Source organism: Pandoraea capi (assembly GCF_902459735.1).
Lineage (GTDB): Bacteria > Pseudomonadota > Gammaproteobacteria > Burkholderiales > Burkholderiaceae > Pandoraea > Pandoraea capi.
Genome location: NZ_CABPRV010000001.1, coordinates 536,894 through 563,858, shown reverse-complemented (window position 1 = coordinate 563,858; position 26,965 = coordinate 536,894). Strand labels below are relative to the sequence as shown.

Here is a 26,965-nt window from a genome sequence, read left to right as displayed (position 1 = left end):
CAATTGTACATCGCTAGAATGACCGGCAATACGATTGCATTTGCAATTCACTCGATGCATTTTGGCAATCGCCCCGTTCCGTGATCTCAAGGAGAGATGTCATGACCCAATTGCCTGTGGTGGCGAGCGCCGACACCGATATTCAGGAAACGCGTGAGTGGCTCGACGCGCTCGAAGGCGTCACCGCTGTCGAGGGCCGCTCGCGCGCGCACTTCCTGATCGACCGTCTTGCGGCATGGGACTTTGCGCAGCACGGCGACTTCCACACCCGCGTGACGACCGACTACGTCAATACGATCACGCCGTCGCGCCAGCCGGCTTACCCGGGCGATCTGGCCATCGAGCGCCGTCTGAACGCGTTCATCCGCTGGAATGCGATGGTGACGGTGCTGCGCGCAGGCAAGCACTCGAACGTTGGCGGCCACATCGCGACGTATCAGTCGGCAGCCGTGCTGTACGACGTGGGTTTCGATCACTTCTTCCGTGGCCGTACGGATACGTTCGACGGCGACATGATCTACGTGCAGGGCCACTCCGCGCCGGGTATCTACGCGCGTGCTTATGTCGAGGGACGTATCACCGAAGCGCAACTCGACAATTACCGCCGCGAAGCCGGTCGCGAGGGCATTTCGTCGTATCCGCACCCGCGCCTGATGCCCGATTTCTGGCAATTCCCCACCGTGTCGATGGGCCTCGGTCCGATCACCGCCGCGTATCAGGCGCGCTTCATGCGGTATCTGGAATACCGTGGCCTGAAGCAGCATCAGGGGCGCAAAGTGTGGGCGTTCCTTGGCGACGGCGAGATGGATCAACCGGAGTCGCTGGCCGCCATTTCGCTGGGCGGACGCGAGCGTCTGGACAACCTGGTTTTCGTCGTCAACTGCAACCTGCAACGGCTGGACGGCCCGGTGCGCGGCAACGGCAAGGTCATTCAGGAACTGGAAGGCACCTTCCGTGCGGCGGGCTGGAACGTCATCAAGGTGATCTGGGGCAGCGGCTGGGATGCACTGCTGGAAAAGGACGTCCACGGCCTGCTGCGCGAGCGCATGATGGCGTGCGTCGATGGTGACTATCAGACGTTCAAGTCGCAGAACGGCGCTTACGTGCGCGAGCATTTCTTCGGTGCGTCGCCCGAATTGCTGGCGATGGTCGCGCATCTGAGCGACGACGACATCTGGCAACTCGCCCGCGGCGGCCACGATGCGCTCAAGGTCTATGCGGCCTACGCGCAGGCGATGAAGACTGAAGGGCGTCCAACCGTGATTCTCGCCAAGACCGTGAAGGGCTTCGGCATGGGGGAAGCGGGCGAAGGGCAGAACGTCAACCACCAGTTGAAGAAGATGAGCGCCGACGCCGTGCGCGCGTTCCGCGATCGCTTCGACCTGCCGGTGCGGGACGATCAACTCGCAGAGATGCCGTACCTGCGCCCCGATCCGGACAGCCCGGAAGGACGTTACTTCGCGGCCCGTCGCGCCGCGATGGGCGGTCATCAGCCGGCACGCTTCGGCCTGAGCGCACCGCTGGCGATTCCCCCGCTGAGCACGTTCGCCGCGCAGATGAAAGACACGGGCGAGCGTGAAATGTCGACGACGATGGCGTTCGTGCGCATTCTCACGGCGCTGCTCAAGGACAAGGAGATCGGCAAGCGCGTGGTGCCTATCGTGCCCGACGAGTCGCGCACCTTCGGCATGGAGCCGCTGTTCCGCCAGATCGGGATTCACTCGTTCCAGGGGCAGCGCTACACGCCGCAGGACGCCGGTCAACTGAGCTTCTACAAGGAAGCGCTCGACGGTCAGATTCTTCAGGAAGGGATCAACGAGTCGGGGGCCATGGCGTCGTGGATCGCGGCGGGTACGTCGTACAGCACGCACAACTACGCCACGATTCCGTTCTACATCTTCTATTCGATGTTCGGACTGCAACGCGTGGGCGACCTCGCCTGGGCGGCGGGCGACGCACGCACGCGTGGCTTCATGCTGGGCGCGACGTCCGGGCGCACGACGCTCATGGGCGAGGGCCTGCAGCACGACGACGGCCACAGCCACGTGCTCGCGTCGGTCATCCCGAACTGCGTGGCCTACGACCCGACGTTCCAGTACGAACTGGCCGTGATTCTTCAGAACGGCATGCAGCGCATGTACGTCGACAACGAAGACGTCTACTACTACGTCACGCTGCTCAACGAAAACTATTCGCACCCGGCGATGCCCGAGGGCGCAGAGGCGGGCATCCTGAAGGGCCTCTATCTGCTACGTGAAGCGCAGGCATCGGACGCCGATGCCCCGCGCGTTCAACTCATGGGCAGTGGTTCGATCCTGCGCGAAGTGATTGCCGCGAGCGAATTGCTGCGCGACGACTTCGGCGTGCAGAGCGACATCTGGAGTGCGACGAGCCTGACGGAAGTGCGTCGCGAAGGGTTGGCGGCCGAGCGCTGGAACCTGCTGCATCCGGAGCAGACGCCGCGCGTGCCGTATGTCCAGCAATGTCTTGCGGACCGTAAGGGCCCGGTCGTGGTTGCCACGGATTACATGAAGATCGTCGGCGATCAGATTCGTCCGTTCGTGCACGATCGCCGCTTCGTGACGCTCGGCACCGATGGCTTCGGTTGTTCGGATACGCGCGAGTCGCTGCGCAAGTATTTCGAGGTGGACCGTCACTTCATCGTGCTTGCCGCGCTGGGCGCACTGGCCGATGCCGGCGAGCTGCCGCGCGAGCGCGTGGGTGAGGCGATCCGCAAGTACGGCATCGATCCGGAGAAGCTGGATCCGACGACGGTTTGAGGAAGTCAGCGGGGGGAGCAGCAAGCAGGAGAGAGGCCGGATAGGCCAGATAGGCAGGAGAGGCCGGAGAAGCAGGAGAGAGGGGGTAGAGAGGGGGAAAGGTGAGGCGCGGGGCGGCTGGCGCACCGCGCCTCACCTGTAGTTTTTCCTGTGATTCCCTGATGCGTTCCTTAACGCTTCAGTTGCCGGTCTTGCGATACAACGCCAGCCCGCCGGCCAGCGAGAACATCACGACCGCGCAGACACGATTCAACTGTTTGAGACTGCGCGCCGTCATCAGACGGGCGGCTTGCACGCCGCCGGTCGCATAGAGTGTCATCACGAAAATATCGACGCCGGCTGACACGATCGCCAGCACGGCGTACTGCGGCGCGAGCGGCATCGACGTATCGACGAACTGCGGCAGGAACGCCGAGAAGAACAGCAGAATCTTCGGATTGGTCAGACCGACGCCGAAGCTGCGCAGGAAGACACGCCCGGCGCTCAGGTCGGACTTGATCCGGACCTGACTCAGATCCTGCGGATGGCTGCGCCACAACTGGATCGCCAGCCACACGAGATAAACGACACCGACCCATTTGACCGTCGCGAACAGCGCCGCAGACGCCATCAGCAACGCGCCGAGCCCGGCGCCGACGGCCGCCACCACGAGCAGGTCCGACAGCGCGGCGCCACACATCCCGACCAGTACCACACGCCAGTTCCCGGAGATGCCGTTCGCGAGCGCGAGCAGTGTCGTGGGGCCGGGGATCAGGCCGCCGATCAGGGCGGCCGTCGCGTAAATCGCGAGCGTGGAGAGGTGCATGACGAGAGATCGGTGTTGGCGCGCCGACAGCGCGAAGCCGTCAGTCTTGCAGATACCGTCTCGCGCGACAAGCCGACCGGCGAAACCCCCGGCAAACGCTTGTGCCTTGGGGGTTAGCCGCAGCGCCGATCGGCATCGCGTCGTCAGGCGACGTGAGCGGCGTACCCGGTCCGACCTTCGGCGATTTCGGGCTTGAGCGTGAGCGCCGGAATGTCGTAGTCCCCGTGGTTTTGACGGCGGTAGGGAATCGGCGGCGTCGTTGCGAGCGTATCGAGACGTTCGCCGAGCGCATCCGTGAGCGCGGCGAAGCCCTCGGCATCCACGCGCGACGTGCGGTAAGCGACGAACGGCGGCAACACGTCGAAGCCGGGGTAGAACAGCATGCCGTGCTGGATCGGGAAAAGCACGTCCTCGATCGGGCCGTTGATGCCGCGCGCACTGTAATGCGAATCCCAGCCGCCCGTCGTCACCATCAGCATGGCGCGCTTGCCGGTCATGCTGCCTTCGCCGTAGCGATCCCCCCAATGCGAGTCCGAGTGCTCACCCACGCCGTAAGCGAAACCATACGCATACACGCGGTCGAACCAGCCCTTCATGATCGCGGGCATGGAGAACCACCAGAGCGGGAACTGGAAAATCACCGTGTCGGCCCAGCGCAGCTTGTCTTGCTCGCGCGCGATGTCGGCGCTTTGTGTGCCGCTCTGAAACGCCTTCTTCGAATCGAGCGATGCGTGGAACGGCTCGCTCGGGTCGCGTTGCGGCGCGTCCTGCTCGTCGATGGTGGTCTTCCATTGCATAGCGTACAGATCCGAGACCTGCACGTGATGACCGGCAGCTTCCAGATGCTGCACGGTGAAATCGCGAAGTGCGCCGTTCAGCGAGCGCGGTTGCGGATGGGCGTAGACGATCAGGACATTCATGGTCAAACTCCGGCGCCGGTCGGCGCATTCGATTCGGTGAGGCGAAAAGATGTGGCAAAAGAAGAGAACGAATGCAGCTTAGGTGCGGCAAAGGTATATTGGAAATGAATTCCTGATATGTCAGGTATAACTATGGATTATCTCGATGGTTAATTTACGCCGCATCGATCTGAATCTGCTCGTCACGCTCGACGTGCTGCTTTCGGAGCTGAACGTCACACGCGCTGCCGAGCGGTTGCACATCTCCCAGCCGGCGGTGAGCGTGCATCTGGCGAAACTGCGGGATCTGCTGAACGATCCGCTGCTGCTACCGGGGCCGCGCGGTATGCGACCGACCGCGCGCGCGGAGTCGTTGCGCGAACCGCTGCGCGAGGCGCTCGAATCGCTCTCCCGCGCGGTGGCCCCCGCAGCACCATTCGATCCGGGCAGCGCCGAGCTGACGTGGCGAATCGCCGCGACCGATTACACCGAATCGACCATCGTGCTGCCGCTGCTTCAGGTATTGCGGGCGCAGGCGCCAAAGGCGCGTCTGGCGGTGCTCGATCTTGAGCCGTCGCGGCTGGAGCGGCAGGCGGAGCAAGGCGCAGTCGACGTCATTTTTCATACGACAGAAAACGCGCCCGAGGCACTGCATCGCAAGGCGCTATTCACCGAGCGCTACGTGCTGGCCGGACGGCGCGGGCATCCGAAGTTGACGCGGCGTCCCACGCTCAAACAGTTTTGCGGCCTCGATCACACGATCGTCTCGCAGGACGGCGGGGGTTTTCACGCCAGCACCGACGACGCGCTGGCCGCGCTCGGCATGTCACGTCGCGTGGTGTTCTCCGTGCCGCACTTCCTGTTCCTGCGCGCGGCGCTGGCGCAGACCGATCTCGTCGCCATGGCCCCGGAACGCCTCGTGCGCGACGATCCGGCGTTACAGATCACGGCGGCCCCGGTCGATCTGCCCGGCTTCGAAATCTCGATGTACTGGCACGAGCGCGTGCATCGCGACCCGGCGCATCGCTGGCTGCGGGAGTGCATCGCGAGCGTGATCTGAGTCGTGTAAAAGAAACTTTACACGTGGATCGGTTTCGCTTATCGTGTAAAGCATGCTTTACATGAGGATGCACGATGACGCGTTATGTGAAAGAGATGGGCGGAGCGTTGCTCGCCTACGTGGTGGTGCTGGCGGGATCGATACGCGTGTTGCAGGCGATGCCTGATCTTCCCCTGAGCGCCCGGGTGCCGATCGCGCTGCTGCCGATGTTGCCGGGTTTTGCGATGTGCTGGGCCATCGTGCGTAATCTTCGTCGCATGGACGAATTGCAGCGACGCATTCAGCTGGAATCGTTTTCCGTCTCGTTCGCGGGCACGGGGCTGATCACATTCGGTTACGGTTTTCTCGAAGGCGTGGGTTTCCCCAAGCTGTCGCTGTTTGTCGTGTGGCCGCTGATGTGCACGCTGTGGGTCGTCTCCGGTTTCCTTTGCGCGCGACGTTATCGATGAAAAACGAGATCAAGGCATTGCGTCTGGCGCGCGGCTGGTCGCAAAGTGATCTGGGAACAGCGCTCGGCGTCTCGCGTCAGACGGTCAACGCCATCGAGAACGAGCGCTACGATCCGAGCCTGCCACTGGCATTCACCATCGCGCGCGTGTTCGGTCTGCGCATCGAGGATATCTTCAGCGAGGACGAATGAGCGTGCGGCGTTCGTAATCGCGCGAGCCCATCTCGGCCAGACGGCTGATCGTGCGCGACAGGTCACGCCAGTCGCTCAGCGCATCGAGTGCGGGGATGAGCGGGGCATCGGAGGCGATCAGCAGCGTGCGCTGCCGGTCGTAGGCGATATCGACGAGCCAGAGAAAGCGCTGCAACGTGTCCGGTCGACGAAGCTGCTCGACGTGCAACGCGTCGACGATCAGCGTCTGCCATCGCTCGGCCAGTCCGAGGTAATCGAGATGGGAGCGGTGCGCTACGCACAGCGCGTCGAAGTCTGCCCACAACACACGATCTCCTGCGCTGCGAACTGCCAGCGCGCGCCCTGCGACCGTCACTTCCGACGGTCCGGTCGGGGGCAGTCCTTCCAGCTCGGCGTAGCGGGCCGACAGGGTCTCGCGCGCATCGATCAACGGCGAGATCCAGCGCGGAATCGATGCGCTATCGCCCCCCATCCGGTAATCGGTCGCGCCGTCGAAATGGACGATGGCGAAGCGTTGCAGAATCACCGCGATGGTCGGCTCGAAGCGTTCGTGAAACTCCGGGTCGGGCAGCAACTGCTGTGGTGCGTAGTTCGACGTGAGCACCAGCCGCACGCGGCGTGCGAGCGCGATGTCGAGGAAGCGGCCGATGAGGAACGCATCGGCGATATCGTGGACGTGGAATTCGTCGAAGCAGAGCAGTTCGACGCCATCGAGCCAGCGATTCGCCACCGCAGCGAGCCGGTCGTCGCACTTCGGTTCGCGCACGAGCTGCCGGTGGATGTCGCGCAGGAATTCGTGGAAGTGCACGCGGCGCTTTTCGCATGCCGCCACGGCGAAGGCCGCATCGACGACCAGACTCTTGCCGCGCCCGGGCAATCCGTAGCAATACACGCCGTCGTAGGTGGCGGTCGTCGCGTTGGCGGATGCGCCGAGGCGCGCGAGTATGGCGATGGCGTCGCGTTGGCGCGCGTCGGGGGCGATGGGGCGCTCGGCCAGCGCTTGCATCACGCGCGCAGCATCGATCATGAAAAGCACTCCGGATGGCTTCGGCCGGCATAGGCGTGCGGCCAACGAGCGCCACTATACCGGCGTGGCGACACGCTCGCCAATATGGAATTCCGAAGGCACCCATCGCGTTTCGGCATTGCGCGGGCGCCGGGCAGGCGTCCCGGCCCTTGACTCATGATCCACGGCCCACGACGTGTGATGTCGCAGCAAGGCAATGCTGCTAGAATCCGGCGAAGGCCGATGCTGCCTGCCGCTCGCCCCTCGTCAAACGCTGCCGGGGGATGGTGAAAGCATCGCAGGCAAACGCATGTCCGTCCCGTTCATCAGGCGACGCGCATCAGCAACGCGGGCACTGATCGAATGCGTCGCCCACGAACGCTATCCAGGATGGCCAACATGCGAACCTATCTCGACGCCAAAATCATGGCAAAGTCCCTGCGCGAACGTCTCGCGCGCGAGGGCATCGACATCTCCCACGCTCAGGCACTCGAATCCGTCGCCGCGCAATTCGGCTTCGCGGATTGGAACGTGCTCGCCGCCAAGGTCGCTTCTGCGGCCAGCGACGGTATCGTCTTCGACACCGTTGCCCCGATTCACCGGATCTTCGACGAAGCGAAGGCGCGTGAATTCTACGTGGACTTTCTCGGCTTCAAACTCGACTGGGAGCATCGCTTCGCCGATGGCATGCCGCTCTACTGTCAGGTCTCGCGCGCGGGAATGACGCTGCACCTGTCGGGCCATTTCGGCGACGCCAGCCCGGGGGCGACGACTTTTGTCTTCATGCGAGGCGTGGAAGCGTATCAGCGCGATTTGTCCGGCAAGCGTTATCCCAATATGAATCCCGGGATCGAGATGCTCGATTGGGGCAAGCAAATGACGGTGACCGATCCGTTCAACAACCGCATTCGCTTCTGCGAATCGAACAACGGATCGCGATAGGGGCGATGTCCCCCGCTTGTACCCCCGCTTCCGCCGGCACTTTATGCACGGCGGCGGCGGATGCGCTAACGTATGTGCTCTGCGTATGTCCGCATCCCGTGAGAGGAAGTCCGGCATGTCCCAATCGTTCGATCCGGCGCGCTATTTCCGGCGCATCGGCTACTCCGGCCCGCATGAGGCCACGCTCGACGTGTTGCGCGCAGTGCATGCGCTGCATCCGCTGGCGATTCCCTTCGAAAACCTCGATCCCATTCGCGGCAAGCCCGTCAACGTCGATCTGCCGTCGGTCGTCGGCAAGCTGGTCGACGCCGGGCGCGGCGGGTATTGCTTCGAGCAGAACGCGCTGTTCGCCAGCGCGCTCACGTATCTCGGTTTCCACGTCACGCCGTTGATCGGACGCGTCGCCTGGGGTCGCGCCTTCACGGACGAAGCGCCACTCACGCACATGCTGCTGCGTGTCGAGCTGGACGGCGAGTCGTGGCTCGCCGATGTCGGTTTCGGCTCGGTGACGCTGACCGCGCCGCTGCGGTTGGGCACGTCGCGAGAACAGACGACGCCGCTCGAAGTCTTCCAACTGGAACCCGTGCGCGCAAGCGATGGCGAAGCGATTGGCGAATACCGCCTGAGCGTGAAGTCGGCGCAGACATGGCTGCCGACCTACCGTTTCACGCCCCGGCCCGCCGAGTGGATCGATTACAAGCTGGGGAACTGGTACACGTCCAGTGCGCCGGAGTCGATCTTCACCAACCATCTGATGGCGTGCCGCGTATTGCCGCAAGCGCAAGGGCGTCTGGCATTGCTCGACACCAGACTCATCGAGCGCGGGCCGAAGGGGGATGTGACGGCGCAGACGGAGATCGCGTCGGCATCTGCGTTGGTGGACGTGCTCGAAGGGCGTTTCGGCCTGGATCTCTCAGGCATCGACACCCACGAATTGTTCGAGCGGGCGCTGGCCGGCGCGGCGAAACCTGTCGTTCGCTGAACGTCGTTGCCCCAAAAGAGAAAGGGCCTTGCAGACGGCCGACTGTCTGCAAGGCTCTTGTTTCGTCAATACTCAGTGTGCCGACGTCGTTCCCGGCCACATCCGCACGGCCAGTGCGCCGAGCGCGGCCAGCGTGGAGAGCGCGGCGACCCCGGTCCAGCCCCAGTGAGCCAGCGCCTGAGAGCCGAGCACCGAGCCGAGCGACATCCCGATGAACACGCAAACGAACAGCACGGCGTTCAGGCGGCTGCGTGCGGCGGGCTCGATGCCGTACACGATGGTCTGGTGCGAGATCAGTGCGACCTGAACACCGAGATCGAAGCCGATGGCGCCCAGCCCGATCAGCCACAGTTGCGCATGAGGGCTCAACATCGGGGCGAAGAGCATCGCCGCGAACGAGACGGCCACCATCGCGGCGCCCAGACGTGTCACCACTTGCGGGCCTTTCTTGTCGGCGATACGCCCGGCAATCGGCGCGCCAAGCGCACCCGCGGCCCCTGCCAGACCGAAGGCGCCCGCAGCGGCGGCCCCCAGATGGAACGGTGCGTCGTGCAGCATCACGGCCAATGTCGACCAGAACGCGCTGAACCCGACCGACAGCAACCCTTGCGCGAACGCCGCGCGGCGCAATGCCGGATGACGACGCCACAGACTCGCCACCGAGCCGATCAACTGACGGTAGGTCATCTGCGTCGTCGGGTGGAAGGACGGCAGACTGCGCCACGCCACCACGCCGAAACCGGCCACGCTGACGGCGGCGACAACGTACATCGCCCGCCAGCCGAAGTTCTGCGCGACGAAGCCGGACACGACCCGCGAGAGCAGAATTCCCAGCAGCAGACCGGTCATGACGGTGCCCACGACGCGTCCCCGGATCGACTCGGGGGCGAGTGTGGCGGCCGCCGGTACGATGTCCTGCGCCATCGTCGCCGTGAGGCCAATGGCGAGACTCGCGACGAGCAAGGTACCGATGCCCGGCGCGAAGGCCGCGAGCAGCAGCGCAAGCGTCAGGATTGCGCCCTTGACCAGCACGATGCGGCGACGGTCGATGATGTCGCCCATCGGCACGAGCAGCAGAATGCCCAGCGCGTAGCCGAGTTGCGTCAGCGTGGGCACCCAGCCGACGGTCGTGTTGGCCGCGTGGATGTCGTCGGTCATGATGCCGAGCATCGGCTGCGCGTAATACAGCGAGGCGACCGTGAGGCCGGTGCCTGTTGCCAGCAGCAGGATCAGCCGGGCGGATAGCTCGGGCTGAGGCCGTGCAGGCGCGGCGGAATTGGAGAGTTGTGCGGAACTCATGGGGTGAGGCTCCAGTAGCGAAGTACGGCGCGTAGTGTCTCGCTTGGTGCGGTGCAGCGGTAGACCTATAATCCGTACAACCTTTATACGCGTGACGTATGACAGAGCCCCTCGATCCCCTTCCATCGACTTCTCCCCAATCGACCACCGGCACCCCCGCTGCCCGGTCGACCGGCGCCGACCGCGTCGAGCTGATGCAGACCTTCGTGCGCATCGTCGAATCCGGCAGTCTGTCGGCGGCAGCGGCGCTGCTCGGCACCACGCAGCCGACCGTGAGCCGCCGGCTGCAAATGCTGGAGCGCTCGCTCGGCTTGCGCCTGCTCCAGCGCTCGACCCATCGCATGAAACTCACCGAAGACGGCGAGCGCTGCTTCGCGCGGGCCAAGGAGCTCGTGACGAGCTGGGAGGCGTTCGAAGCTGATCTGCGAGGCACGGGCGACGAGCCGGAAGGCACGCTGCGGGTGCACGTGCCGCACGCGTTCGGACAGGACATGATGATCGGGCCGCTCGCCGATTTTCTGGAGCGCTACACGGGAATGAAGGTGCATTGGTTCTTGCAGGACCGGGAGCCGGACTTCATCGCCGAGGGGGTGGATTGCGCGATTCACGTGGGCGAGCTGCAAGACCCGTCGAATGTGGCGATCCTGCTCACGGACGTGCCGCGTATCGTCGTGGCATCTCCCGAATTGTTGAGCGGGCGCGCGATGCCCGAACGTCCTGCCGATCTGGCGACGCTCCCGTGGCTTGCGCTCACGGTCTTCTACCGGACCGAGTTGACGCTCACGCATCGGCAGACGCACGAATCCGAGCGTGTCACATTCGATCCGCGCATGAGCACCGACAATCTGTTCGCTTTTCGCAGTGCGGCATTACGCGGGCTGGGGGTGGGCGTGGCGTCGGCCTGGGTGATGGCCGAGGACATTGCGCAGGGGCGTCTGATTCAACTGGTGCCGCAATGGCGTTCGACGGCGCTGCCGATGTACATCATCTACCCGTACGCCAAGTATTACCCGGCGCGTCTGCGCCGCTTCATCGAGGCGATGCGCACCGCGATTCCTGCCGTCATCGACGAAGAGCAGCGCAAGATCCGGTGAGGCCGCACGGCGCCGCCGATTCTCCGAAACCCGTCATCCGACCCGCCCGTCAGGTCAACTGCAACCGCCCGGCCTTGCCTTGGAGCAGGGCGTCGTTGCGCTGCGCCGCGTCGCGCAGGTAATCCCACAGCACCGTAATGCGTTTGAGCGTGCGCAGTTCCTCGTGGCAGTAGATCCAGAAGCTGCGCGTGACGACCACGTCGTCGACCAGCAGCGGCACCAGCCGGGCATCCTGCGCGGCCATGAAGCACGGCAGGATGGCCAGCGCCTCGCCCTGCAACGCCGCCTGATATTGTGCGATTACGCTGGTGCTGCGCAGCACGACGTTGCCCCCGGGCACGATGTCCTCCAGATACCGCAGTTCGTTGCTGAAGGAGAGTTCGTCGACATAGCTGATGAAGCGGCGTCCGGCGAGATCGGCGAACGTCTGCACGTCGCCATATCGGGCGAGGTAGCCGGGCGTCGCGTACAACTGCAAACGGTAGTCGCACAACTTGCTGCATACATAAGGCCCGCGCTGGGGGCGCTCGATCGTGATGGCCAGATCGGCCTCGCGCTTGGACAGGCTTACGAAGCGCGGTACCGGCAGCACGTCGAAATCGATGGCGGGGTATTCGCGCTGGAAGTGTGAGAGCACCGGCGTCACGAAGTAGGTGCCGAACGCTTCGGTCGAGCCGATGCGCACATGACCCGAGAGCGTCTGCCCGAGACCCGCGACCTGTTCGCAGGCCGATTGCAGGGCCGTTTCCATCTGCTCGGCGTGAACGAGCAACTGCTGGCCCTCCGGGGTGAGCGCGAAGCCCGCGTTGCGCGACTTGTCGAACAGCAGCGTGCCGAGCGCCTGCTCCAGCGCCCGCACGCGCCGCGAGACGGTCGTGTGATCGACCCCCAGACGCAGCGCCGCGGCACTCACCCGCTGCGTTCTCGCCACTTCCAGGAAGTACCGAAGGTCGTCCCAGTCGGGCCTCGGCTCCGTGCCCGGACTGCGGACTGCCGCGCCCGCCGACCCGATCGGACGTGCTGCGCCGGTGCGTGCCATGCGCTGTCTCCTATGTGCATTTCTGCACAAAGTAGATGCAGCGATGCGCTATGTAAAGCAAATTCGCACAAATACAATTTATGAGCGCCGCGCATAGACGGCGGCAGCGCAAACATAAGACAAGAAGAGATCGATTAGACCTCAAGGAGACAAAAGCGATGAAGATCAAGCCGTGGCTGCTCGCGCTGGGACTCGGTGCGGGTTTGGGATTGTCGTCTGCCGGTGCATTGGCGCAGTTGCCGGATCGTCCTGTGAAGGTGGCCGTGCTCACCGATATGTCGGGGACGTACTCGGCCATGGGCGGTGCTGGGTCGGTCGTAGCGGCCCAAATGGCTATCGACGACTGTCTGGCCGCCGAATGCAAGGGCATGAAGGTCGAACTGGTGTCGGCCGACAACCAGAACAAGGCCGACGTTGCCGCCAACAAGGCGCGCGAATGGTTCGATCGCGATAACGTCGACGCGATTGCCGACCTGACGAACTCCGCCGCCGCCCTCGCCGTGCAGAAACTCGCCATGGACAAGCAGCGCGTGGTGCTGTTCTCCGGCCCGGCAACGACACGTCTGACGAACGAGGATTGCTCCCCCACCGGCTTTCACTGGATGTTCGACACGTACTCGCAATCGGCCGCCACGGCGCGCGCCGTGGTGGGCAACGGCGGGAAATCCTGGTACTTCATCACCGTCGATTACGCCTTCGGGCATTCGCTGGAAAAAGACGCTGCCGATATCGTGAAGACGCTTGGCGGCACGGTCGTCGGTCAGTCGCGGCACCCGCTCAATGCGTCCGACTACGCGTCGTTCCTGTTGCAGGCGCAAAGCTCGAAAGCACAGGTCGTGGCGCTGGCCAATGGAGGACAGGACACGGTCAACGTTCTGAAGCAGGCGCGCGAGTTCGGCATCGTGCAACGCGGGCAGAAGCTGGCGGCGCTGCTGGTGTTCCTCTCGGACGTTCACGCGCTGGGTCTGAATACCGCGCAGGGACTGCTCTTTACCGACGGTTTCTATTGGGACTACGACGACGCCTCGCGCCAGTGGTCCGACCGCTTCCAGAAAAAGTACAAGAACCTGAAGCCGACGATGGTGCAGGCGGGCGTGTATTCGAGCGTGTTGCACTACCTGCGCTCGGTAGCGGCCGCGAAATCGGTCGACGCCAAGGTCGTTGCGCAAAAAATGCGTGAATTGCCGATTCGCGATCCGATCATGCATAACGCGTCGATTCGCCCGGACGGACGCGTGATTCACGACATGTATCTGTTCCGCGTGAAGTCGCCCGCCGAGTCCAAAGGCCCGTGGGATTACTACACTAAAGTGGCCACCGTCCCCGCGACGGAAGCCTTCCAGCCGCTGTCGAAATCGACCTGTTCGCTCGTGAAGACGAACACGGCAGCGAAGTAATTTTCAGCCCCGAATTCTTTCATCCGTATTCGTTCGTATTCATATCGATCTGGAGAGCGTGTCATGTCCCTACCTACCATTCCGCTGCTCATCGACGGCAAGCGTGTTGAATCGAAGACGTCGCAGTGGCGCGATGTCGTGAACCCCGCCACGCAGGAAGTCGTCGCGCGCGTGCCGTTCGCCACCGCTGAAGAACTCGACGCCGCCGTGGCGTCGGCGAAGGCCGCTTACAAGTCGTGGCGCAACACGTCGCAAGCCAACCGCATGCGCGTGATGCTGCGCTTCCAGCAATTGCTGCGCGATCACACGGGCGAGCTTGCCGAGCTGATTACGCGCGAGCACGGCAAGACGCTGCCCGACGCCGAAGGGGAAGTCGGACGCGGCCTCGAAGTCGTTGAACATGCGTGCTCGATCGCGTCGCTGCAACTCGGTGAGTACGCGCAAAACGCGGCTGGTGGCGTCGACGTCTACACGCTCATCGAACCGCTCGGCGTGTGCGCGGGCATCACGGCATTCAACTTCCCGGTGATGTTGCCGTGCTTCATGTTCCCGCTGGCCGTGGCGACCGGCAATACGTTCGTGCTCAAGCCGTCGGAGCAGGACCCGAGCGCCTCGCTGCGTCTCGCGGAACTCGCGCTCGAAGCGGGACTGCCCCCGGGCGTGCTCAACGTCGTGCACGGCGGGCCGGACACGGCCAACGGCATTTGCGATCACCCCGACATCAAGGCAGTGTCGTTCATCGGCTCGACGCACGTCGGCACGCATATCTATCGTCGCGCATCGGAAGCGGGCAAGCGCTGTCAGGCGATGATGGGCGCGAAGAACCACTGCGTGATCCTGCCGGATGCCGATCGCGAACAGGCCATCAACCATTTGCTCGGCGCGGCGTTCGGCGCGGCAGGGCAGCGTTGCATGGCGACGTCGGTGGCCGTGCTGGTGGGCGAAGCGCGCGAGTGGGTGCCGGAGCTGGTCGAACGTGCGCGTGCGCTGAAGGTCGGTCCGGGCACGGACCGCAAGGCAGACGTCGGGCCGCTCGTGTCGAAGCAGGCGCGTGCACGTGTGGAGAAGCTCATCGGCGCCGGGGTGGAAGAGGGCGCGAAGCTGCTGCTCGACGGGCGTGGTCACGCGGTGAAGGAAGCGCCGGACGGCAACTTCGTCGGCCCGACCATCTTCGACGGCGTGACGGCGGAGATGTCCATCTATCGCGATGAAATCTTCGGACCGGTGCTGTGCATGGCAGGCGCCGAGACGCTCGACGAGGCGATCGCTTTCGTCAACGCGAATCCGAATGGCAACGGCGTGGCGCTGTTCACGCAGGACGGCGGCGCGGCGCGCCAGTTCCAGAACGAGATCGACGTCGGTCAGGTCGGCATCAACCTGCCGATTCCGGTGCCGGTCGCGTGGTTCAGCTTCACCGGTTCGCGTGCGTCGAAGCTTGGCGATCTGGGGCCGAACGGCAAGCAGGCGATTCTGTTCTGGACGCAGACGAAGACCGTGACCGCACGCTGGCAAGCACGCGGCACCGGCCCGGCGGGCGTGAATACGACCATTACGCTGAAGTAAGCGCATCCCGCTAACCTCAGATCGCAGATTTCGGAGACAGACGATGGCTACGGAAACGCAACAAGGGACGCTGCGCATCGGCTTCATCGGCCTGGGCAACATGGGCGGGCCGATGGCGGCGAATCTCGTGAAGGCGGGGCACGCGGTGCGCGGCTTCGACCTGTCGGACTCGGCGGTGGAGCGGCTCGCAGCGGCGGGCGGCAAGGCCGCGAAGTCGATTGCCGATGCCGTGCGCGACGCACAGGTCGTCATCACGATGCTGCCCGCCGGTGAACATGTGCTCGCCGCCTACGACGGACCCGACGGCGTGCTCGCGAACGCGGCACCGGAGGCGGTGCTCATCGACAGCAGTACGGTACCGCCGGAGATCCCACGTCAACTGGCGAAGATCGCCCGCCCGGGCACGCTGTTGCTCGACGCGCCGGTCTCGGGCGGCACGGCGGGCGCGGCGGCCGGCACACTGACGTTCATGGTGGGTGGCGACGCGGCGCTGGTCGAACGCATGCGTGCGCTGCTGGGCAACATGGGGCGGGCGATTCACCACGGCGGCCCGCTCGGCGCCGGTCAGACGCTCAAGCTATGCAACAACATGCTGCTCGGCATTCTGATGGCGGGCACGAGCGAGGCGCTGCGTCTGGGCATCGCCAACGGGCTCGACCCGAAGGTGCTCTCGGCCGTGATGCAGCAAAGCTCAGGGCGCAACTGGACGCTGGAGGTGTACAACCCGTGTCCGGGCGTGATGGAGAATGCGGCGTCGTCGCGGGGGTACACCGGCGGGTTCGCCACGGATCTGATGGCCAAGGATCTGCGCCTGGCGCACGGGGCGGCCGAGTCGAGTGGCGTGGTGACGCCGTTGGGCGATCTGGCGCGCCGGATCTTCGAAGTGCATCGCGCGAACGGTCACGGCGGGCTCGACTTTTCCAGCATCTTCCAGGATCCGGTCACGCTCGCGCAGGCGCTGGAGGTGAAGTAAGCGTCTCGCGGGCGGTGTTCGCAACGAAGGTGTCCGCACGCCCGTTGGCTCGCCGCCGTCGGGCGTTCGTCGTTTCATGGCGTGTCGCTGAGCGCCGGTCCCGCCCATTGCGACGATTTGACGCGGGCTGCCTGTTCGGGGCGTCGAAGCCGTTTCAATGCCGAGAATATCGGCGTATCATCCGGCCCCAACGGCTACCCCCACCGCCGGTTTTCCAGCGCTTGCAAGCGCCTTCGTCACCATGATCGTCCGTCCCAACCTGCATTGGCTGCGCATGCTATTCGTCGTGCGCGGCTCGATCTTGCCCAAGATCGCTCCGCAGCTCGTTTTCACCACGATCATCTCGATTGCCGTCACGCTCGCGCACGGGCGCATCTTCGAATGGAAGATCCCGCTCACGTTCATCCCGTTTTCGCTGATCGGCATTACGCTCGCGATCTTCCTCGGTTTCCGTAACACCACCAGCTACGCCCGTTACTGGGAAGCGCGCATGCTCTGGGGCAGTGTGCTCAACGAGACGCGTGCGCTGTCGCGTCAGTCGATGACGCTGGTCTCGGATACCTCCGATTCGCCGCGCTTCGTCGCCTATCTGATCGCCTTCGTGCACGGCATGCGCCATCAGTTGCGCGGCACCGACCCGAAGGCGGACTTCGAACGTCTGCTCGATAAGGAAGACGTGGCGTGCCTCAGGCGCAAGCAGTTCAAGCCGATCACCCTTCTCCTGATGGCCGGTGAGTGGCTGCGCGAGCGCCGCATGCGCGGTCAGCTCGACGGCCCGCTGGCGCAGGTGATGGAGATGCATCTGGACCGTCTCGGTGAAGCCATCGGCGGCTGCGAGCGTATCGCCACGACGCCGATTCCCTTCACCTACGGCGTGATCCTGCACCGGGTGACGTATCTCTACAGCCTGTTGCTGCCGTTCGGGCTGGTCGACTCCATCGGCCCCATGACGCCGGTGATCGTCGCCTTCATCTCGTACACGTTCTTCGCGCTGGAGGCAGTAAGCGCCGAGATCGAAGAACCGTTCGGGCTGGAGCCGAACGATCTGGCGCTCGACGCCATGTCCGAGACCATCGAGCAGTCGCTGCGGGAAATTCTGCATCGTCAGCACACGGCGAAGGTGCGCGCCCGCGAGCACCACATCATCACCTGACGTTTTTAATACTAAAGTCCTTGCTTTAGTTTCTGTCGCGACTATACTCAAGCACATGCTTGACCATGACAACACCCTCAATCTGACTTTTCAGGCACTGGCCGACGCTTCGCGTCGGGCCATGCTCGTGCGGCTGGCACAGGGGCCAGCGTCGGTGAGCGCGTTGGCGCAACCGCTGTCGATGTCGTTGCAGGCGGTCATGCAGCATCTGTCCGTGCTGGAAAACGCCGGGCTGGTGCGTACCGAAAAGGCCGGACGTGTACGCACGTGCCGGATCGAACCCCAGGCGCTGAGCCTTGCCGAGCGATGGATCAACCAGCGCCGTCACGAGTGGGAAGGCCACCTCGACCGATTGGGCGAGTATCTGGCCAGCCTGCCGCCCGAAGGAGACCTTCATGACGACCGCAAGTGAAGCAAAAGCAACAGGACAACCCCGACCGCTGACCGTCGGCCGCACTTACGCCGTGGCGCGCGAGGTGGTGTTCTCGGCATGGACCTCGACCGAAGCGGTCAAACGCTGGTTCTGCCCGGCCGGTTACACGATTCCCGAGGCGCAGATCGAGGCGCACGAGGGCGGCGTATTCGCGTTGCGCATGCAGTCGCCCGAAGGCGAGTCGCACTGGATTCGCGGGCGCTTCGTGGAAGTCGATGCCCCCGCACGCCTCGTCATCGACATGACCGTGACCGATGCGAAGGGGCATGCACTGTTCGGCGCGTTGACGACGGCGAATTTCACCGACGTGGCGCAAGGCACGCAACTGGACGTCGAACAGCGCTACACGGTGCTCGATCCTGCGTTCGCCTGGATGCCGGAAGGTGCGGGACAGGGCTGGACGCAAACGCTCGACAAGCTGGGGCGCGAAGTCATGCGCGAAGCTGAGGCGCCGACGGCCCGCAGTGTCGTGCACGGGACGTTTCGCATCGAACGTCAGTACCCTGCATCGCCCGCACGCGTGTTTCGCGCGTTGGTCGAACGCGAGGCGAAGGACCGATGGTTCGCGCGCAGCGATGGGCTGACGCTGATCGAGCGCACGATGGATGTGCGTCCCGGCGGACGCGAGGTCGCGAAGGGCAAGTGGGAAAGCGGCATGGTGTCGACGTTCGATGCGCTTTACTACGATGTCGTCAAGGACACGCGCGTGGTCTACGCCTACGAGATGCATCTCGACACGCGCAAGATTTCGGTGTCGCTGGCCACCATCGACCTCAAGGCACGCGATGGCGGCACGCATCTCGTCATGACCGAACAGGGCGCATTCCTGGATGGGTACGACGACGCCGGTTCGCGCGAACGCGGCACGAATTTCCTGCTCGACGCGCTTGGCGCATCGCTCACCGACTAAGCATCCGTCCCCCGATTCCCGTGGCTTCAGACGCCGCAGTTCACCGGTCTTTCCGGTCACTGCGGCGTTTTGCATTTTGATCGCACCAATGTTGTGCATTCGATTCTCATCAAAACACACAATAGTTCGTCGACAAATATCGCGTTTTTCATCGCGATGGCGAGTTCTAGACTTCCTTCCATCGACGGCGCAATTCAAAACAAAGTCGTCGCAACTGACAGGAGTTATCAAAATGAACCGCAAGAACATCGCTATCGCCCTTATCGCTGCTGTTGCCTCGCTGGGTGCTGTTGCCAGCAACGCTGCCGAAAACGCTAACAACTACCCCGACGTCGCCTCGCAAGGCCAACCGCTTACGCGCGCTGCCGTGCTGGCCGATCTGGCCCAGGCCCGCGCCAACGGCCTGATCCCCCAAGGGGATGCCGACTATCCGGTGTACGTCGCCTCGGGCGCGAGCAAGACCCGCGTCGAAGTGAAGACGGAACTGGCTCAGGCGCGTGCTGAAGGTCTGCTGGCCGAAAACGACACCGACTACCCGGTTGCCGCCGTGGCGCACAGCTCGAACGTGTCGCGCGCCGACGTCAAGCAAGAACTGGCCCGCGCGCGCGCTGCCGGTCAACTCGACGAATTCCAGGGCAGCTGATCGCCACACGGCTGACGACATCGTCGCCGCCGTCGCAGTACAAGTCGCTGTAGCAAGATAGAAAAAGCCGCCCCGGGTGCGAAACCCCGGGGCGGCTTTTTTCGTTTGTCGTCATGTGTCGTCACGTTTGCGCGACGACGACGTTGCTCGTCATGCCTTCATGAAGCGCAGCGCGATGCGGGCGAGTCTCGGCACGAACGTCGGGCGCAACAGCCGCTTGTCGTAGCCGTCCATGCGCCGTGTGTCCTCTTCGAGACAGAGCAGAATCAGGTCGCGCGGCTTGAGCGACTCGCCGATGTCGGCGGTGCCGGTCGCCGGAAAGTTGGCGTCGCGCGCCACGCCGTCGGTGTCGATGCCACGCGCGATCGCCATGCGATCCCAGATCAGCGTAACCCACACGGCCGCCACGCGCGCATAGAACCACGGGCGTTTCCAGAACGGCAGCGTGCGCCGGTACCACGCGACCCAGTTCGCGAAGAACAGGATGTGGCGCGCTTCTTCCTGAATCACCGGCTCGAACGTTTCCACCAGCGCTTCGGGGAAATAGCCCGAGCGCTGCGCCGACCGGAACAGACCGAAGGCGACAAAGCTGTCGATGCATTCGCTGAAGCCCGTTTTCATCCACGCCCATTCGGCGTCTTGGGGCGGCGGGTAAGGGGGCTCCTCGGCGAGTTCGATGCCGTAGGCCTCCACCAGCTTCGAGAGCACGACCTTGTGGCGGGCTTCTTCGTTGCCATCCATGACGAGCGCTTCACGCAGCAGCGGGTCGTGAATCGTGGCGGCGTACGTGGCCACGCGAATGGACGCACGGCCTTCCGTCTGCACGGCAATGTCCCAGATGGGCAGTGCGGTCAGACGCTTGAGGGCATCGGGCGGCAGCGTCGGCCACTCGATGACGGAAGGCTTGTAGGGATTGTGCGACTCCAGCAGCATGCGGCAGAACATGCGTTTGTGGGAGTCCGAACCAATTTTCACGGGGCCATCGACATCGTATTGCCAATGGCGCATGACATGGTCGGCCTGCGCAACGGCTGCCGCTAGCGTGTCGGACATCTGGTCGGGATATCGCATACGGTATGAGTCATGTTGTCGGCAAAAATCATACCATTGGCGTTGCGCGCGCGCCGTGCAGACCGGCGAATGTCCGGTCTGCCTGCATGGCGCGCGAGGGGCGAAACGTCAGAACAAATACATCCCGGCGACGAAGATGACGCCGGAGAACAGCAGCGCCGTCACGCAATACCCCATGATGTCGCGCACGCCGAGCCCGGCAATCGCGAGGGCGGGCAGCGCCCAGAACGGTTGCGCCATGTTGGTCCAGGCCTCGCCGTAGGCGATGGCCATGGCCGCTTTGCCGAGGTCGGCGTGCAGCGCCTGTGCGGCGGGCATGACGAACGGCCCCTGCACGACCCAGTGACCGCCGCCCGACGGCACCGCGAAGTTGATCACGGCCGAGCTGAGGAAGGCGAGCAGCGGGAACGTGTGCGCGTTGGCGATTTCGATGAACCAGTTCGTGATGACACCGGCGAGCCCCGAGTGATCCATCGTCGCCTGAATACCGGCGTAGAACGGAAACTGGATCATGATGCTCGACGCGCCACGGGCCGCATTCGCGATCGCCCGGGCATAGGCCATCGGCGTGCGATGCAGCAATATGCCGATGCCGAGGAACGCAATGTTCACGGTATCGATGTCGAGCGTGAAGCCCTTCGTGACGGTGCGCAGCACGAGAAAGCCTGCGATCAGCGCGAACACCAGCAACGACAGCAGACGGCTTTCTTCGAGCTTCTCGGCGAACGTCGCGTTCGGCCCGAGCACGCGCTCATGCGTCGGTTCGTCGACGAGCAGCTTCGGATCGACCGTCACCACTTCGTTCGGACGCGGCATCATCGCGCGGGCGAGCAACGGCAACATCACGATCAGGCCCACCGTGATGAACGCGTTGTAGCCGGTAAACAGCGTCTGCGAGACGGGGATCAGGCCGACGACCTTTTCCATCGGATTGCCGTGCGTGGCCGCGACGAGCGGCACCGAGCCGGACAAGCCGCCGTGCCATGTCAGAAAGCCCATGTACGCGCAGGCGACGAGCAGACGATAGTCGGTGCCCTTCACGCGGCGTGCGACTTCACGCGCGAACATCGCGCCGAGCACGAGGCCGAAGCCCCAGTTGATCGCGCAGGCCACACCGGCGAGCAACGCGACCATCATCGTGGCTTGCGCCGGGGAGCGTGCGGCACCGGCAAGTGCGGCCATTGCGCGCTTCATCGGCCCGGAGCTGGCGAGGGCGTGACCCGTCACGAGAATCATCGCCATCTGCATCGAGAACGCCAGCAGATTCCAGAAGCCCGATCCCCAGAGCAGCACGAGATCGCCCGGCGTCTTGGGCGTGAAGCTCAGCGCCAGTGCAAAGGTAATGACCGTCAGGAAGATGGCGAAGATGAGCGGGTCGGGCAAAAAGCGGTGCACGACCTGCGTGAAAAAACGGGAAATACTTTTAACCACGACTGTCTCTTCCATTGTTAACTTATTAATCGATGCATTGTGTCATCGCACAGCCGTGCGGGCATGACGTAAAACTGCGTAATGGCAATGCGTCGGAAGTTGTGGCAGGAAGCGAGAGGCGTTTGAAATATTTGGTAATTGTTGCGGCGCGTGCAACGCAGGTATTCGCGCGACGCGCTATATCGCGTGCGCAGACGTGACTAGACTGTAGAACCGCTGCCGCAGTTTTTGCAGCTACTCCGCAATGGACTCATCATGTCGCTGACCCTTGAGCAACTTTTTCCGCAGCATCGTCCCGAAGGTGAAGCCGTGGCTACGGCGCTCGACAGTCATGCTGTCGTACAGGCACTCTCGCTCGCGGTCGCCGATCATCCGCTCGCCTTGCTTCGCATGATGTACCCGGCCACCGATGCGAATACGCACCGCAGCCGCGACGAACTCACGGAAGTGCTGCACCGTCACGGCCTGCATCAGGTCGCCGGGCTGATCGAAGAAGAATCGCCGTATCTGATGTTCACGTCGGCCGAGCATGCGTATCTCACGCTCGTCGAAATCCGCCGGTATTCGGCAGCCATTGCCGTGCATCTCTACTATCGCGGTCTGGCTGGTGTGGACGCCGAGACGCGTCTGCGCGCCGATGCCCGTGTGCCGGCCGACGGCCATTTCAAGCCGTTCGACTGATCACGCACGGATCGCACGATCCGCATACACCGTTGGCATGAGGGAAGTGTTCCCTATCGGCGCGATAGGGAACGTCGATGCCTGTCTGACGCTCAGGGGCGGGGCTCGTGCGCCGCGCCGTTGTGCTGATCTGTCTGCGCTTGCGCTGCCGCTTGGTCGGCGTCGGCGGGCGCAGGTGTCTTGTCGGGCGCACGGTCGCCATCCCAGCCGAAGGTGACCTGATGCTGCGCCCGGCGCGTGGCACGCTCGCGCGCCATTTGCTCCTCGAACTGACGACGCCCTTCCTTCGCGGTGGCGATCATCTTGTTGCGATCCTGGTAGGAGGGATACATTTCGTCCGTCAACTGCACATTGGCGCGTCTGAACGCCATGGTCGCCTCACGGGCTTCGGCAGCCGGCCACCCGAGCGTTTCGAGCACCGAGCGCGCGCTGCGCAGCGAGGCGTCGAAGAGTTCGCGTTCGACGTGCTGCACGCCGCGGTCGCGCAACTGGAACAAGTGTCCGACGTTGCGCGCTCTGGCCACGACCGGCACGTCGGGGAAGTGCTCTCGCATCAGATCGACGATCTCCAGCGACTGATCGATGTCGTCCACCGCGACGACCACCGCCCGCGCATTCGCCACGCCGGCGATACGCAGCAAGTCGAGACGCGTCGCGTCCCCGTAGAACACACGAAAACCGAACTGACGCAGACTCTCGATGGTATCGGGGTCATGGTCGAGCACCGTGACCGACACCCCTTGCGGCACGAGCGCACGGCCGACGATCTGTCCGTAACGGCCGAAGCCGCAGATCACCACATTCGCCGACTGCGGCTCGGAGATCTCCTCCATGCGCGGTGATCCCTTCACGCTGTAGCGTGGCAGCAGCCACTTGTCGATGGCCACGAGCAGCAGCGGCGAGAGCAGCATCGACAGCGCCACCGCGCCGATCAGGAACGACGACACGGCGGGCGGTAACACTTGCGGGCCTGCCGACTGGAACACCACGAAAGCGAATTCGCCGCCCTGCGCGAGCAGCAGCGTGAAGATGGGCCGCTCCTGATAGGGCAGTTGCATCAACCGCGACAGGCTGTAGATTGCCAGCCCCTTGAGCGCCATGAAGCCGACCACGACTGCGAGCATGCGCAGCGGTTGTGCGAGCAGCACGCCGAAATCGATGCTCATGCCCACGGCGATGAAGAACAGGCCGAGCAGCAAACCCTTGAACGGTTCGATGTCGGTTTCGAGTTCGCGACGGTATTCGCTCTCGGCGAGCAGCACGCCCGCGAGGAATGCGCCGAGCGCCATCGACAGACCGACCAGCTGCATCAACGTCGCAATCGACACGACGAGCAGCAGCGACGCCGCCGTGAAGATTTCCGGCGTCTTGCTATTGGCGATCCAGCGCAGCAGCGGGCGCAACGCGAGTCGGCCGCCGAGGATGATGGCCGCGATCACGCCGACGATCTTCAACGCTTCGAGCGCGCGCGTCGTGCCAGTCATCGTGTGGCTGTCGAACGAATTTGCGAGCAGCGGCAGCAACGCGAGAATCGGAATGGCCGCGACGTCCTGAAACAGCAGGATCGAGAAGCCGGCCTGACCGCTCGCGGTGGCGAGCATGTTGCGCTCGGCCATCACCTGCAAGGCAATGGCGGTGGACGACAGCGCCAGACCCAGCGCCGCGACGAGGGCGATGCGCCACGGCGCGCCGAGTGCCACGCCGGCGGCGAAGAGGAGCACGGCGCAGCCGATGACCTGCGCCGAGCCCCAGCCGAAGATCGGTCGTCGCAAACTCCATAGCCGTCGCGGCTCCAGTTCGAGACCGACGAGAAACAGCATGAGCACGACGCCGAACTCGGCGAAGTGCAGCACGTCTTCCACGCGGGATACGAGACCGAGACCCCACGGGCCGATCGCAATGCCGGCCGCGAGGTAGCCGATGATCGCGCCGAGACCCAGTGCGCGCGAGAGCGGCACAACGATGACGGCGGCTGCCAGATAAATCAGACTGGCGAGTAGCCACGACGGGACATGTTCCATCAGACGGCCCTCCCGGCGGTGGTGTCGATGCCTGCGTCGCCGACGTTGGCGGGGGCCTCGGGGATGTCGCCTGTCGCACAGCGCGGACGGTCGGTCGACGGGATCGCCTGACACTCCGGCGCGTCGGCCATCGAGATCAGTTCCGGCCATTGCGGGTACGTGGCCAGACGCCCGGCGAATTCGCCGACGTGGGCGTCGAGGGCGGCGGCGTCGCAGCGTCGCGCGCCGTAGAGCACGTGCGGCGGCAGAAAGCGCATGCCGCACAGGTGAGCTGTCTGTTCGTAGCCGGGCAGGAACGCGGCGAACTCGTGCTGGTTGTAGCCCTCGGGACGATAGCTCTCCAGCGGCCCGCCGGTGCTGGCGACCAGCCAGAGATCCTTGTTCGCGAGCGCGTGTCCGTCCTGACCATAGGCCCAGCCCCACGACAGCACTTCGTCGAACCAGAGCTTTTGCAGCGGCGGCATGCTGTACCAGTAGATCGGATGGACGAGCACGATCAGGTCGGCGCGCGCGACACGTTGCTGCTCGGCGGCCACGTCGATGCTGAAGTCGGGATAGGTCGAGTAAAGGTCATTGACGTCGACGCCGTCGATGCCGCGCGCGGCTTCGAGCAGGCGCCGGTTGACGCGTGAATCGCGCCAGCGCGGATGCGCCACGATGACATAGACGGCGCGCTGTGGCGCCCTGTCGGGGGTGTCCGGCGCGGCGTGCTGGATACGGGTAGAGGCGGGGGCTGTCATGCGGGGGAGGATACCCCATTCATATGACGCCGGGCATCGGGCGTGGTGGCGTGGTGGCGTGGGCGGTACCGTGCAACGGCCTGTTCAACGCGGCACGTCATGCAGCACGTCATGCAGGACGTCATGCAGGACGTCATGCAGGACGTTATGCGCAACGTCATGCGGGAGGTTAAAGACTCCGGTGGCAAAAGCCGTTAAGTGTGGATAAGCTTTGCTCAGCTTTCGAGGGCCGCGATGCGCCGTGAGGCGTGTTGCCGGTCAAAAGACAAATAACAAGACCTTTCGCGCAGGCGGTGCCTCCATGCACACGTCAGTGCTTTTCCGACATGTCGCCGCAAGCCTTTCGCAATACCGTCAATCTGATCTATCACGGACGCAACGTGGCGCTCACGTTGCTGCTCGTTGCGCTGCTCTACAACCAGACGTTCTGGGTGTTCGCCAGCGCGGTGGCGGCGGCGCTATGCACGGGAGCGTTGCATGAGGCTGCGCGTGCGCCGCAGGACGAAGACCTGCCGCCGCGTCCGCTCGTCATCCAGATCATCCGCATCTCGGTGCCGCTGCTGCTCACGATGTTCGCGCTCGGCTACGGCGCGGTCTGGCTGAACCGCAATTTCGGCTGACGGCGGTTCACGTCTACCCATTCATCAATGTCCCCATAGGCCGCATGGCGGGACGTGCGCCCGCCATGACTGGCTATCCCGGCATGTCCGTCACTTCACGAACTGGATATCGTTCGGCGCTTGCGGCGGCAGCTTGATCGCGAGCACCTTGAATTCACCGCTGGTGTTCTGCGACCCTGCGTGCACGGTGCCGCGCGGAATGATGATCAGATCGCCCGGATGCACTTCGCGTTGCTGGTCGCCCAGCCAGAAGGTGCCGCTGCCGGAAATCACATACTGAATTTCATCGGCATCCTGATGGGTGTGGCGCGGCACGTTGCCGCTCTGCACGGCGACGGTGCCGTTCTGTGTCGCGACCAGCGTGCGGCTGCGCAGCGTGCCCACGTTCGGCACGAGTTTGCCGATCTGCTCGTCGGTCATGGCGCCGACATCGATGATCTGCGGGGTGAGCGGGGCGGCCTGCGCCATGGCGCTGGGCACGAGATGGGAGGCAACGATGCCGGCAGCGAAGGCGGCGGGTACGGCGGCAAGCAGGACATAACGGCGCATGTTCTTGTTTCCTCGGCAAAGACGTAGTGAGACGACGGCAAACGGAAGCTCGGACGAACGATTTGCGTGATGCGGAACACGTGATGCGTGGTGCTTGGTGCGAGTGATGCAAAGGGGGTTGGCGATACAGATGATGCGGCGGATGGGCAAAGGGCCCGGAGAACATCATGTGTTCTCCGAGCCCTGCGTTTCCTGAACCGGACTATACGCGCACTCGCGCCGGTGCGCGAGTGA

General features: G+C 64.1%; 26 protein-coding genes. 16 read left to right on the top strand and 10 right to left on the bottom strand.

Translation table 11 applies throughout. The features are described from left to right. Positions 1 to 101 precede the first annotated feature (101 nt). Entirely contained in the window at positions 102 to 2,780 is a 2,679-nt protein-coding gene (gene aceE / locus PCA20602_RS02485) for a pyruvate dehydrogenase (acetyl-transferring), homodimeric type (RefSeq protein ID WP_150719806.1), read from the top strand. Positions 2,781 to 2,958: 178 nt separating this feature from the next. Here the strand turns inward: aceE and PCA20602_RS02480 are convergent, their stop codons facing one another. Together PCA20602_RS02480 and PCA20602_RS02475 are read right to left on the bottom strand one after the other, a co-directional pair. After that, positions 2,959 to 3,585, bottom strand: a complete 627-nt coding sequence (locus PCA20602_RS02480) for a LysE family translocator (protein ID WP_150719805.1) — start codon at positions 3,583 to 3,585, stop codon at positions 2,959 to 2,961. A gap of 143 nt (positions 3,586 to 3,728) precedes the next feature. Then, positions 3,729 to 4,505 (bottom strand): NAD(P)H-dependent oxidoreductase, encoded by a 777-nt coding sequence (locus PCA20602_RS02475; protein ID WP_150719804.1) that lies wholly within the window; start codon positions 4,503 to 4,505, stop codon positions 3,729 to 3,731. Positions 4,506 to 4,650: 145 nt separating this feature from the next. Here PCA20602_RS02475 and PCA20602_RS02470 point away from each other — a divergent pair, with 145 nt between their 5' ends. From PCA20602_RS02470 to PCA20602_RS02460, 3 genes are all read left to right on the top strand, one after another. Continuing rightward, entirely contained in the window at positions 4,651 to 5,544 is an 894-nt protein-coding gene (locus PCA20602_RS02470; RefSeq protein ID WP_150719803.1) for a LysR family transcriptional regulator, read from the top strand. Between the two features lie 74 nt (positions 5,545 to 5,618). After that, positions 5,619 to 5,993 (top strand): hypothetical protein, encoded by a 375-nt coding sequence (locus tag PCA20602_RS02465; protein WP_150719802.1) that lies wholly within the window; start codon positions 5,619 to 5,621, stop codon positions 5,991 to 5,993. Further along, on the top strand, positions 5,990 to 6,184 hold the full coding sequence (locus PCA20602_RS02460) for a helix-turn-helix transcriptional regulator (RefSeq protein ID WP_150719801.1): 195 nt from the start codon (positions 5,990 to 5,992) through the stop codon (positions 6,182 to 6,184). Before PCA20602_RS02465 ends, PCA20602_RS02460 begins: the two co-directional genes overlap by 4 nt. Here PCA20602_RS02460 and zapE read toward each other — a convergent pair. Continuing rightward, positions 6,168 to 7,211, bottom strand: coding sequence for a cell division protein ZapE (zapE, locus tag PCA20602_RS02455; protein ID WP_150719800.1), 1,044 nt, complete (start codon positions 7,209 to 7,211; stop codon positions 6,168 to 6,170). The genes PCA20602_RS02460 and zapE overlap by 17 nt on opposite strands. A gap of 378 nt (positions 7,212 to 7,589) precedes the next feature. Here zapE and PCA20602_RS02450 point away from each other — a divergent pair, with 378 nt between their 5' ends. Both PCA20602_RS02450 and PCA20602_RS02445 read left to right on the top strand, forming a co-directional pair. Further along, complete coding sequence (locus PCA20602_RS02450) at positions 7,590 to 8,132, top strand: glyoxalase superfamily protein (RefSeq protein ID WP_150719799.1); 543 nt, start codon at positions 7,590 to 7,592, stop codon at positions 8,130 to 8,132. Positions 8,133 to 8,247: 115 nt separating this feature from the next. After that, complete coding sequence (locus PCA20602_RS02445; RefSeq protein WP_150719798.1) at positions 8,248 to 9,114, top strand: arylamine N-acetyltransferase family protein; 867 nt, start codon at positions 8,248 to 8,250, stop codon at positions 9,112 to 9,114. A 72-nt stretch (positions 9,115 to 9,186) separates the two neighbouring features. On the opposite strand, the gene PCA20602_RS02440 is transcribed toward PCA20602_RS02445, so the two are convergent. Next, on the bottom strand, positions 9,187 to 10,413 hold the full coding sequence (locus PCA20602_RS02440) for an MFS transporter (RefSeq protein WP_150719797.1): 1,227 nt from the start codon (positions 10,411 to 10,413) through the stop codon (positions 9,187 to 9,189). A gap of 98 nt (positions 10,414 to 10,511) precedes the next feature. On the opposite strand from PCA20602_RS02440, the gene PCA20602_RS02435 reads away from it, so the two are divergent. Next, positions 10,512 to 11,507: a LysR family transcriptional regulator gene (locus PCA20602_RS02435; protein WP_217432348.1), complete on the top strand. Its 996-nt coding sequence runs from the start codon at positions 10,512 to 10,514 to the stop codon at positions 11,505 to 11,507. A 49-nt stretch (positions 11,508 to 11,556) separates the two neighbouring features. Here the strand turns inward: PCA20602_RS02435 and PCA20602_RS02430 are convergent, their stop codons facing one another. Then, positions 11,557 to 12,546 (bottom strand): LysR family transcriptional regulator, encoded by a 990-nt coding sequence (locus PCA20602_RS02430; RefSeq protein WP_150719796.1) that lies wholly within the window; start codon positions 12,544 to 12,546, stop codon positions 11,557 to 11,559. Between the two features lie 158 nt (positions 12,547 to 12,704). Between PCA20602_RS02430 and PCA20602_RS02425 the strand changes: the two genes are divergently transcribed. The 7 genes from PCA20602_RS02425 to PCA20602_RS25505 all read left to right on the top strand — a co-directional run bounded on the left by PCA20602_RS02425 (position 12,705) and on the right by PCA20602_RS25505 (position 19,618). After that, positions 12,705 to 13,943, top strand: coding sequence for an ABC transporter substrate-binding protein (locus PCA20602_RS02425; RefSeq protein ID WP_150719795.1), 1,239 nt, complete (start codon positions 12,705 to 12,707; stop codon positions 13,941 to 13,943). Between the two features lie 63 nt (positions 13,944 to 14,006). Beyond that, complete coding sequence (locus PCA20602_RS02420) at positions 14,007 to 15,506, top strand: CoA-acylating methylmalonate-semialdehyde dehydrogenase (RefSeq protein ID WP_150719794.1); 1,500 nt, start codon at positions 14,007 to 14,009, stop codon at positions 15,504 to 15,506. 43 nt (positions 15,507 to 15,549) lie between these two features. After that, a complete protein-coding gene (gene mmsB / locus PCA20602_RS02415) occupies positions 15,550 to 16,479 on the top strand; it encodes a 3-hydroxyisobutyrate dehydrogenase (RefSeq protein WP_150719793.1) in 930 nt (309 codons plus the stop codon). A gap of 241 nt (positions 16,480 to 16,720) precedes the next feature. Then, positions 16,721 to 17,632, top strand: a complete 912-nt coding sequence (locus PCA20602_RS02410) for a bestrophin family protein (protein ID WP_150719792.1) — start codon at positions 16,721 to 16,723, stop codon at positions 17,630 to 17,632. Positions 17,633 to 17,687: 55 nt separating this feature from the next. Next, entirely contained in the window at positions 17,688 to 18,044 is a 357-nt protein-coding gene (locus PCA20602_RS02405; RefSeq protein WP_150719791.1) for an ArsR/SmtB family transcription factor, read from the top strand. Next, a complete protein-coding gene (locus tag PCA20602_RS02400; RefSeq protein WP_150719790.1) occupies positions 18,028 to 18,975 on the top strand; it encodes an SRPBCC family protein in 948 nt (315 codons plus the stop codon). The genes PCA20602_RS02405 and PCA20602_RS02400 overlap by 17 nt, the downstream gene beginning before the upstream one ends. A 232-nt stretch (positions 18,976 to 19,207) precedes the next feature. Beyond that, positions 19,208 to 19,618: a DUF4148 domain-containing protein gene (locus tag PCA20602_RS25505; protein ID WP_174980714.1), complete on the top strand. Its 411-nt coding sequence runs from the start codon at positions 19,208 to 19,210 to the stop codon at positions 19,616 to 19,618. A gap of 150 nt (positions 19,619 to 19,768) precedes the next feature. Here PCA20602_RS25505 and PCA20602_RS02390 read toward each other — a convergent pair whose 3' ends face one another. Next, positions 19,769 to 20,671, bottom strand: a complete 903-nt coding sequence (locus PCA20602_RS02390) for a ferritin-like domain-containing protein (protein ID WP_150719788.1) — start codon at positions 20,669 to 20,671, stop codon at positions 19,769 to 19,771. A gap of 126 nt (positions 20,672 to 20,797) precedes the next feature. Next, entirely contained in the window at positions 20,798 to 22,135 is a 1,338-nt protein-coding gene (locus PCA20602_RS02385) for a TIGR00366 family protein (RefSeq protein WP_425495630.1), read from the bottom strand. A 240-nt stretch (positions 22,136 to 22,375) separates the two neighbouring features. On the opposite strand from PCA20602_RS02385, the gene PCA20602_RS02380 reads away from it, so the two are divergent. Beyond that, the gene (locus tag PCA20602_RS02380) at positions 22,376 to 22,801 is read left to right on the top strand and encodes a hypothetical protein (protein ID WP_150719786.1); all 426 of its coding nucleotides are present in this window, start codon (positions 22,376 to 22,378) and stop codon (positions 22,799 to 22,801) included. Between the two features lie 92 nt (positions 22,802 to 22,893). Here the strand turns inward: PCA20602_RS02380 and kefC are convergent, their stop codons facing one another. Further along, positions 22,894 to 24,822 (bottom strand): glutathione-regulated potassium-efflux system protein KefC, encoded by a 1,929-nt coding sequence (gene kefC, locus PCA20602_RS02375; RefSeq protein ID WP_246181984.1) that lies wholly within the window; start codon positions 24,820 to 24,822, stop codon positions 22,894 to 22,896. Beyond that, on the bottom strand, positions 24,822 to 25,562 hold the full coding sequence (gene kefF, locus PCA20602_RS02370; RefSeq protein WP_150719785.1) for a glutathione-regulated potassium-efflux system oxidoreductase KefF: 741 nt from the start codon (positions 25,560 to 25,562) through the stop codon (positions 24,822 to 24,824). The genes kefC and kefF overlap by 1 nt, the downstream gene beginning before the upstream one ends. 326 nt (positions 25,563 to 25,888) lie before the next feature. Here kefF and PCA20602_RS02365 point away from each other — a divergent pair, with 326 nt between their 5' ends. After that, complete coding sequence (locus PCA20602_RS02365; RefSeq protein ID WP_150719784.1) at positions 25,889 to 26,182, top strand: hypothetical protein; 294 nt, start codon at positions 25,889 to 25,891, stop codon at positions 26,180 to 26,182. A 90-nt stretch (positions 26,183 to 26,272) separates the two neighbouring features. Here the strand turns inward: PCA20602_RS02365 and PCA20602_RS02360 are convergent, their stop codons facing one another. Beyond that, positions 26,273 to 26,731, bottom strand: coding sequence for a cupin domain-containing protein (locus PCA20602_RS02360; RefSeq protein WP_150719783.1), 459 nt, complete (start codon positions 26,729 to 26,731; stop codon positions 26,273 to 26,275). Between the last annotated feature and the right edge of the window lie 234 nt (positions 26,732 to 26,965).

What these genes read in the sequence shown, in the direction of transcription:
- PCA20602_RS02420 (WP_150719794.1), top strand. Translation starts at nt 14,007, where the DNA reads ATGTCCCTACCTACCATTCCGCTGCTCATCGACGGCAAGCGTGTTGAA.
- PCA20602_RS02430 (WP_150719796.1), bottom strand. Translation starts at nt 12,546, where the DNA reads ATGGCACGCACCGGCGCAGCACGTCCGATCGGGTCGGCGGGCGCGGCA.
- PCA20602_RS02360 (WP_150719783.1), bottom strand. Translation starts at nt 26,731, where the DNA reads ATGCGCCGTTATGTCCTGCTTGCCGCCGTACCCGCCGCCTTCGCTGCC.
- PCA20602_RS02390 (WP_150719788.1), bottom strand. Translation starts at nt 20,671, where the DNA reads ATGTCCGACACGCTAGCGGCAGCCGTTGCGCAGGCCGACCATGTCATG.
- PCA20602_RS02440 (WP_150719797.1), bottom strand. Translation starts at nt 10,413, where the DNA reads ATGAGTTCCGCACAACTCTCCAATTCCGCCGCGCCTGCACGGCCTCAG.
- PCA20602_RS02470 (WP_150719803.1), top strand. Translation starts at nt 4,651, where the DNA reads ATGGTTAATTTACGCCGCATCGATCTGAATCTGCTCGTCACGCTCGAC.
- kefC (WP_246181984.1), bottom strand. Translation starts at nt 24,822, where the DNA reads ATGGAACATGTCCCGTCGTGGCTACTCGCCAGTCTGATTTATCTGGCA.
- PCA20602_RS02460 (WP_150719801.1), top strand. Translation starts at nt 5,990, where the DNA reads ATGAAAAACGAGATCAAGGCATTGCGTCTGGCGCGCGGCTGGTCGCAA.
- PCA20602_RS02445 (WP_150719798.1), top strand. Translation starts at nt 8,248, where the DNA reads ATGTCCCAATCGTTCGATCCGGCGCGCTATTTCCGGCGCATCGGCTAC.
- mmsB (WP_150719793.1), top strand. Translation starts at nt 15,550, where the DNA reads ATGGCTACGGAAACGCAACAAGGGACGCTGCGCATCGGCTTCATCGGC.
- aceE (WP_150719806.1), top strand. Translation starts at nt 102, where the DNA reads ATGACCCAATTGCCTGTGGTGGCGAGCGCCGACACCGATATTCAGGAA.
- PCA20602_RS02385 (WP_425495630.1), bottom strand. Translation starts at nt 22,135, where the DNA reads ATGGAAGAGACAGTCGTGGTTAAAAGTATTTCCCGTTTTTTCACGCAG.
- PCA20602_RS02405 (WP_150719791.1), top strand. Translation starts at nt 17,688, where the DNA reads ATGCTTGACCATGACAACACCCTCAATCTGACTTTTCAGGCACTGGCC.
- PCA20602_RS02410 (WP_150719792.1), top strand. Translation starts at nt 16,721, where the DNA reads ATGATCGTCCGTCCCAACCTGCATTGGCTGCGCATGCTATTCGTCGTG.
- PCA20602_RS02380 (WP_150719786.1), top strand. Translation starts at nt 22,376, where the DNA reads ATGTCGCTGACCCTTGAGCAACTTTTTCCGCAGCATCGTCCCGAAGGT.
- PCA20602_RS02425 (WP_150719795.1), top strand. Translation starts at nt 12,705, where the DNA reads ATGAAGATCAAGCCGTGGCTGCTCGCGCTGGGACTCGGTGCGGGTTTG.
- PCA20602_RS02365 (WP_150719784.1), top strand. Translation starts at nt 25,889, where the DNA reads ATGTCGCCGCAAGCCTTTCGCAATACCGTCAATCTGATCTATCACGGA.
- PCA20602_RS02480 (WP_150719805.1), bottom strand. Translation starts at nt 3,585, where the DNA reads ATGCACCTCTCCACGCTCGCGATTTACGCGACGGCCGCCCTGATCGGC.
- PCA20602_RS02450 (WP_150719799.1), top strand. Translation starts at nt 7,590, where the DNA reads ATGCGAACCTATCTCGACGCCAAAATCATGGCAAAGTCCCTGCGCGAA.
- kefF (WP_150719785.1), bottom strand. Translation starts at nt 25,562, where the DNA reads ATGACAGCCCCCGCCTCTACCCGTATCCAGCACGCCGCGCCGGACACC.
- zapE (WP_150719800.1), bottom strand. Translation starts at nt 7,211, where the DNA reads ATGATCGATGCTGCGCGCGTGATGCAAGCGCTGGCCGAGCGCCCCATC.
- PCA20602_RS02475 (WP_150719804.1), bottom strand. Translation starts at nt 4,505, where the DNA reads ATGAATGTCCTGATCGTCTACGCCCATCCGCAACCGCGCTCGCTGAAC.
- PCA20602_RS02400 (WP_150719790.1), top strand. Translation starts at nt 18,028, where the DNA reads ATGACGACCGCAAGTGAAGCAAAAGCAACAGGACAACCCCGACCGCTG.
- PCA20602_RS02435 (WP_217432348.1), top strand. Translation starts at nt 10,512, where the DNA reads ATGACAGAGCCCCTCGATCCCCTTCCATCGACTTCTCCCCAATCGACC.
- PCA20602_RS25505 (WP_174980714.1), top strand. Translation starts at nt 19,208, where the DNA reads ATGAACCGCAAGAACATCGCTATCGCCCTTATCGCTGCTGTTGCCTCG.
- PCA20602_RS02465 (WP_150719802.1), top strand. Translation starts at nt 5,619, where the DNA reads ATGACGCGTTATGTGAAAGAGATGGGCGGAGCGTTGCTCGCCTACGTG.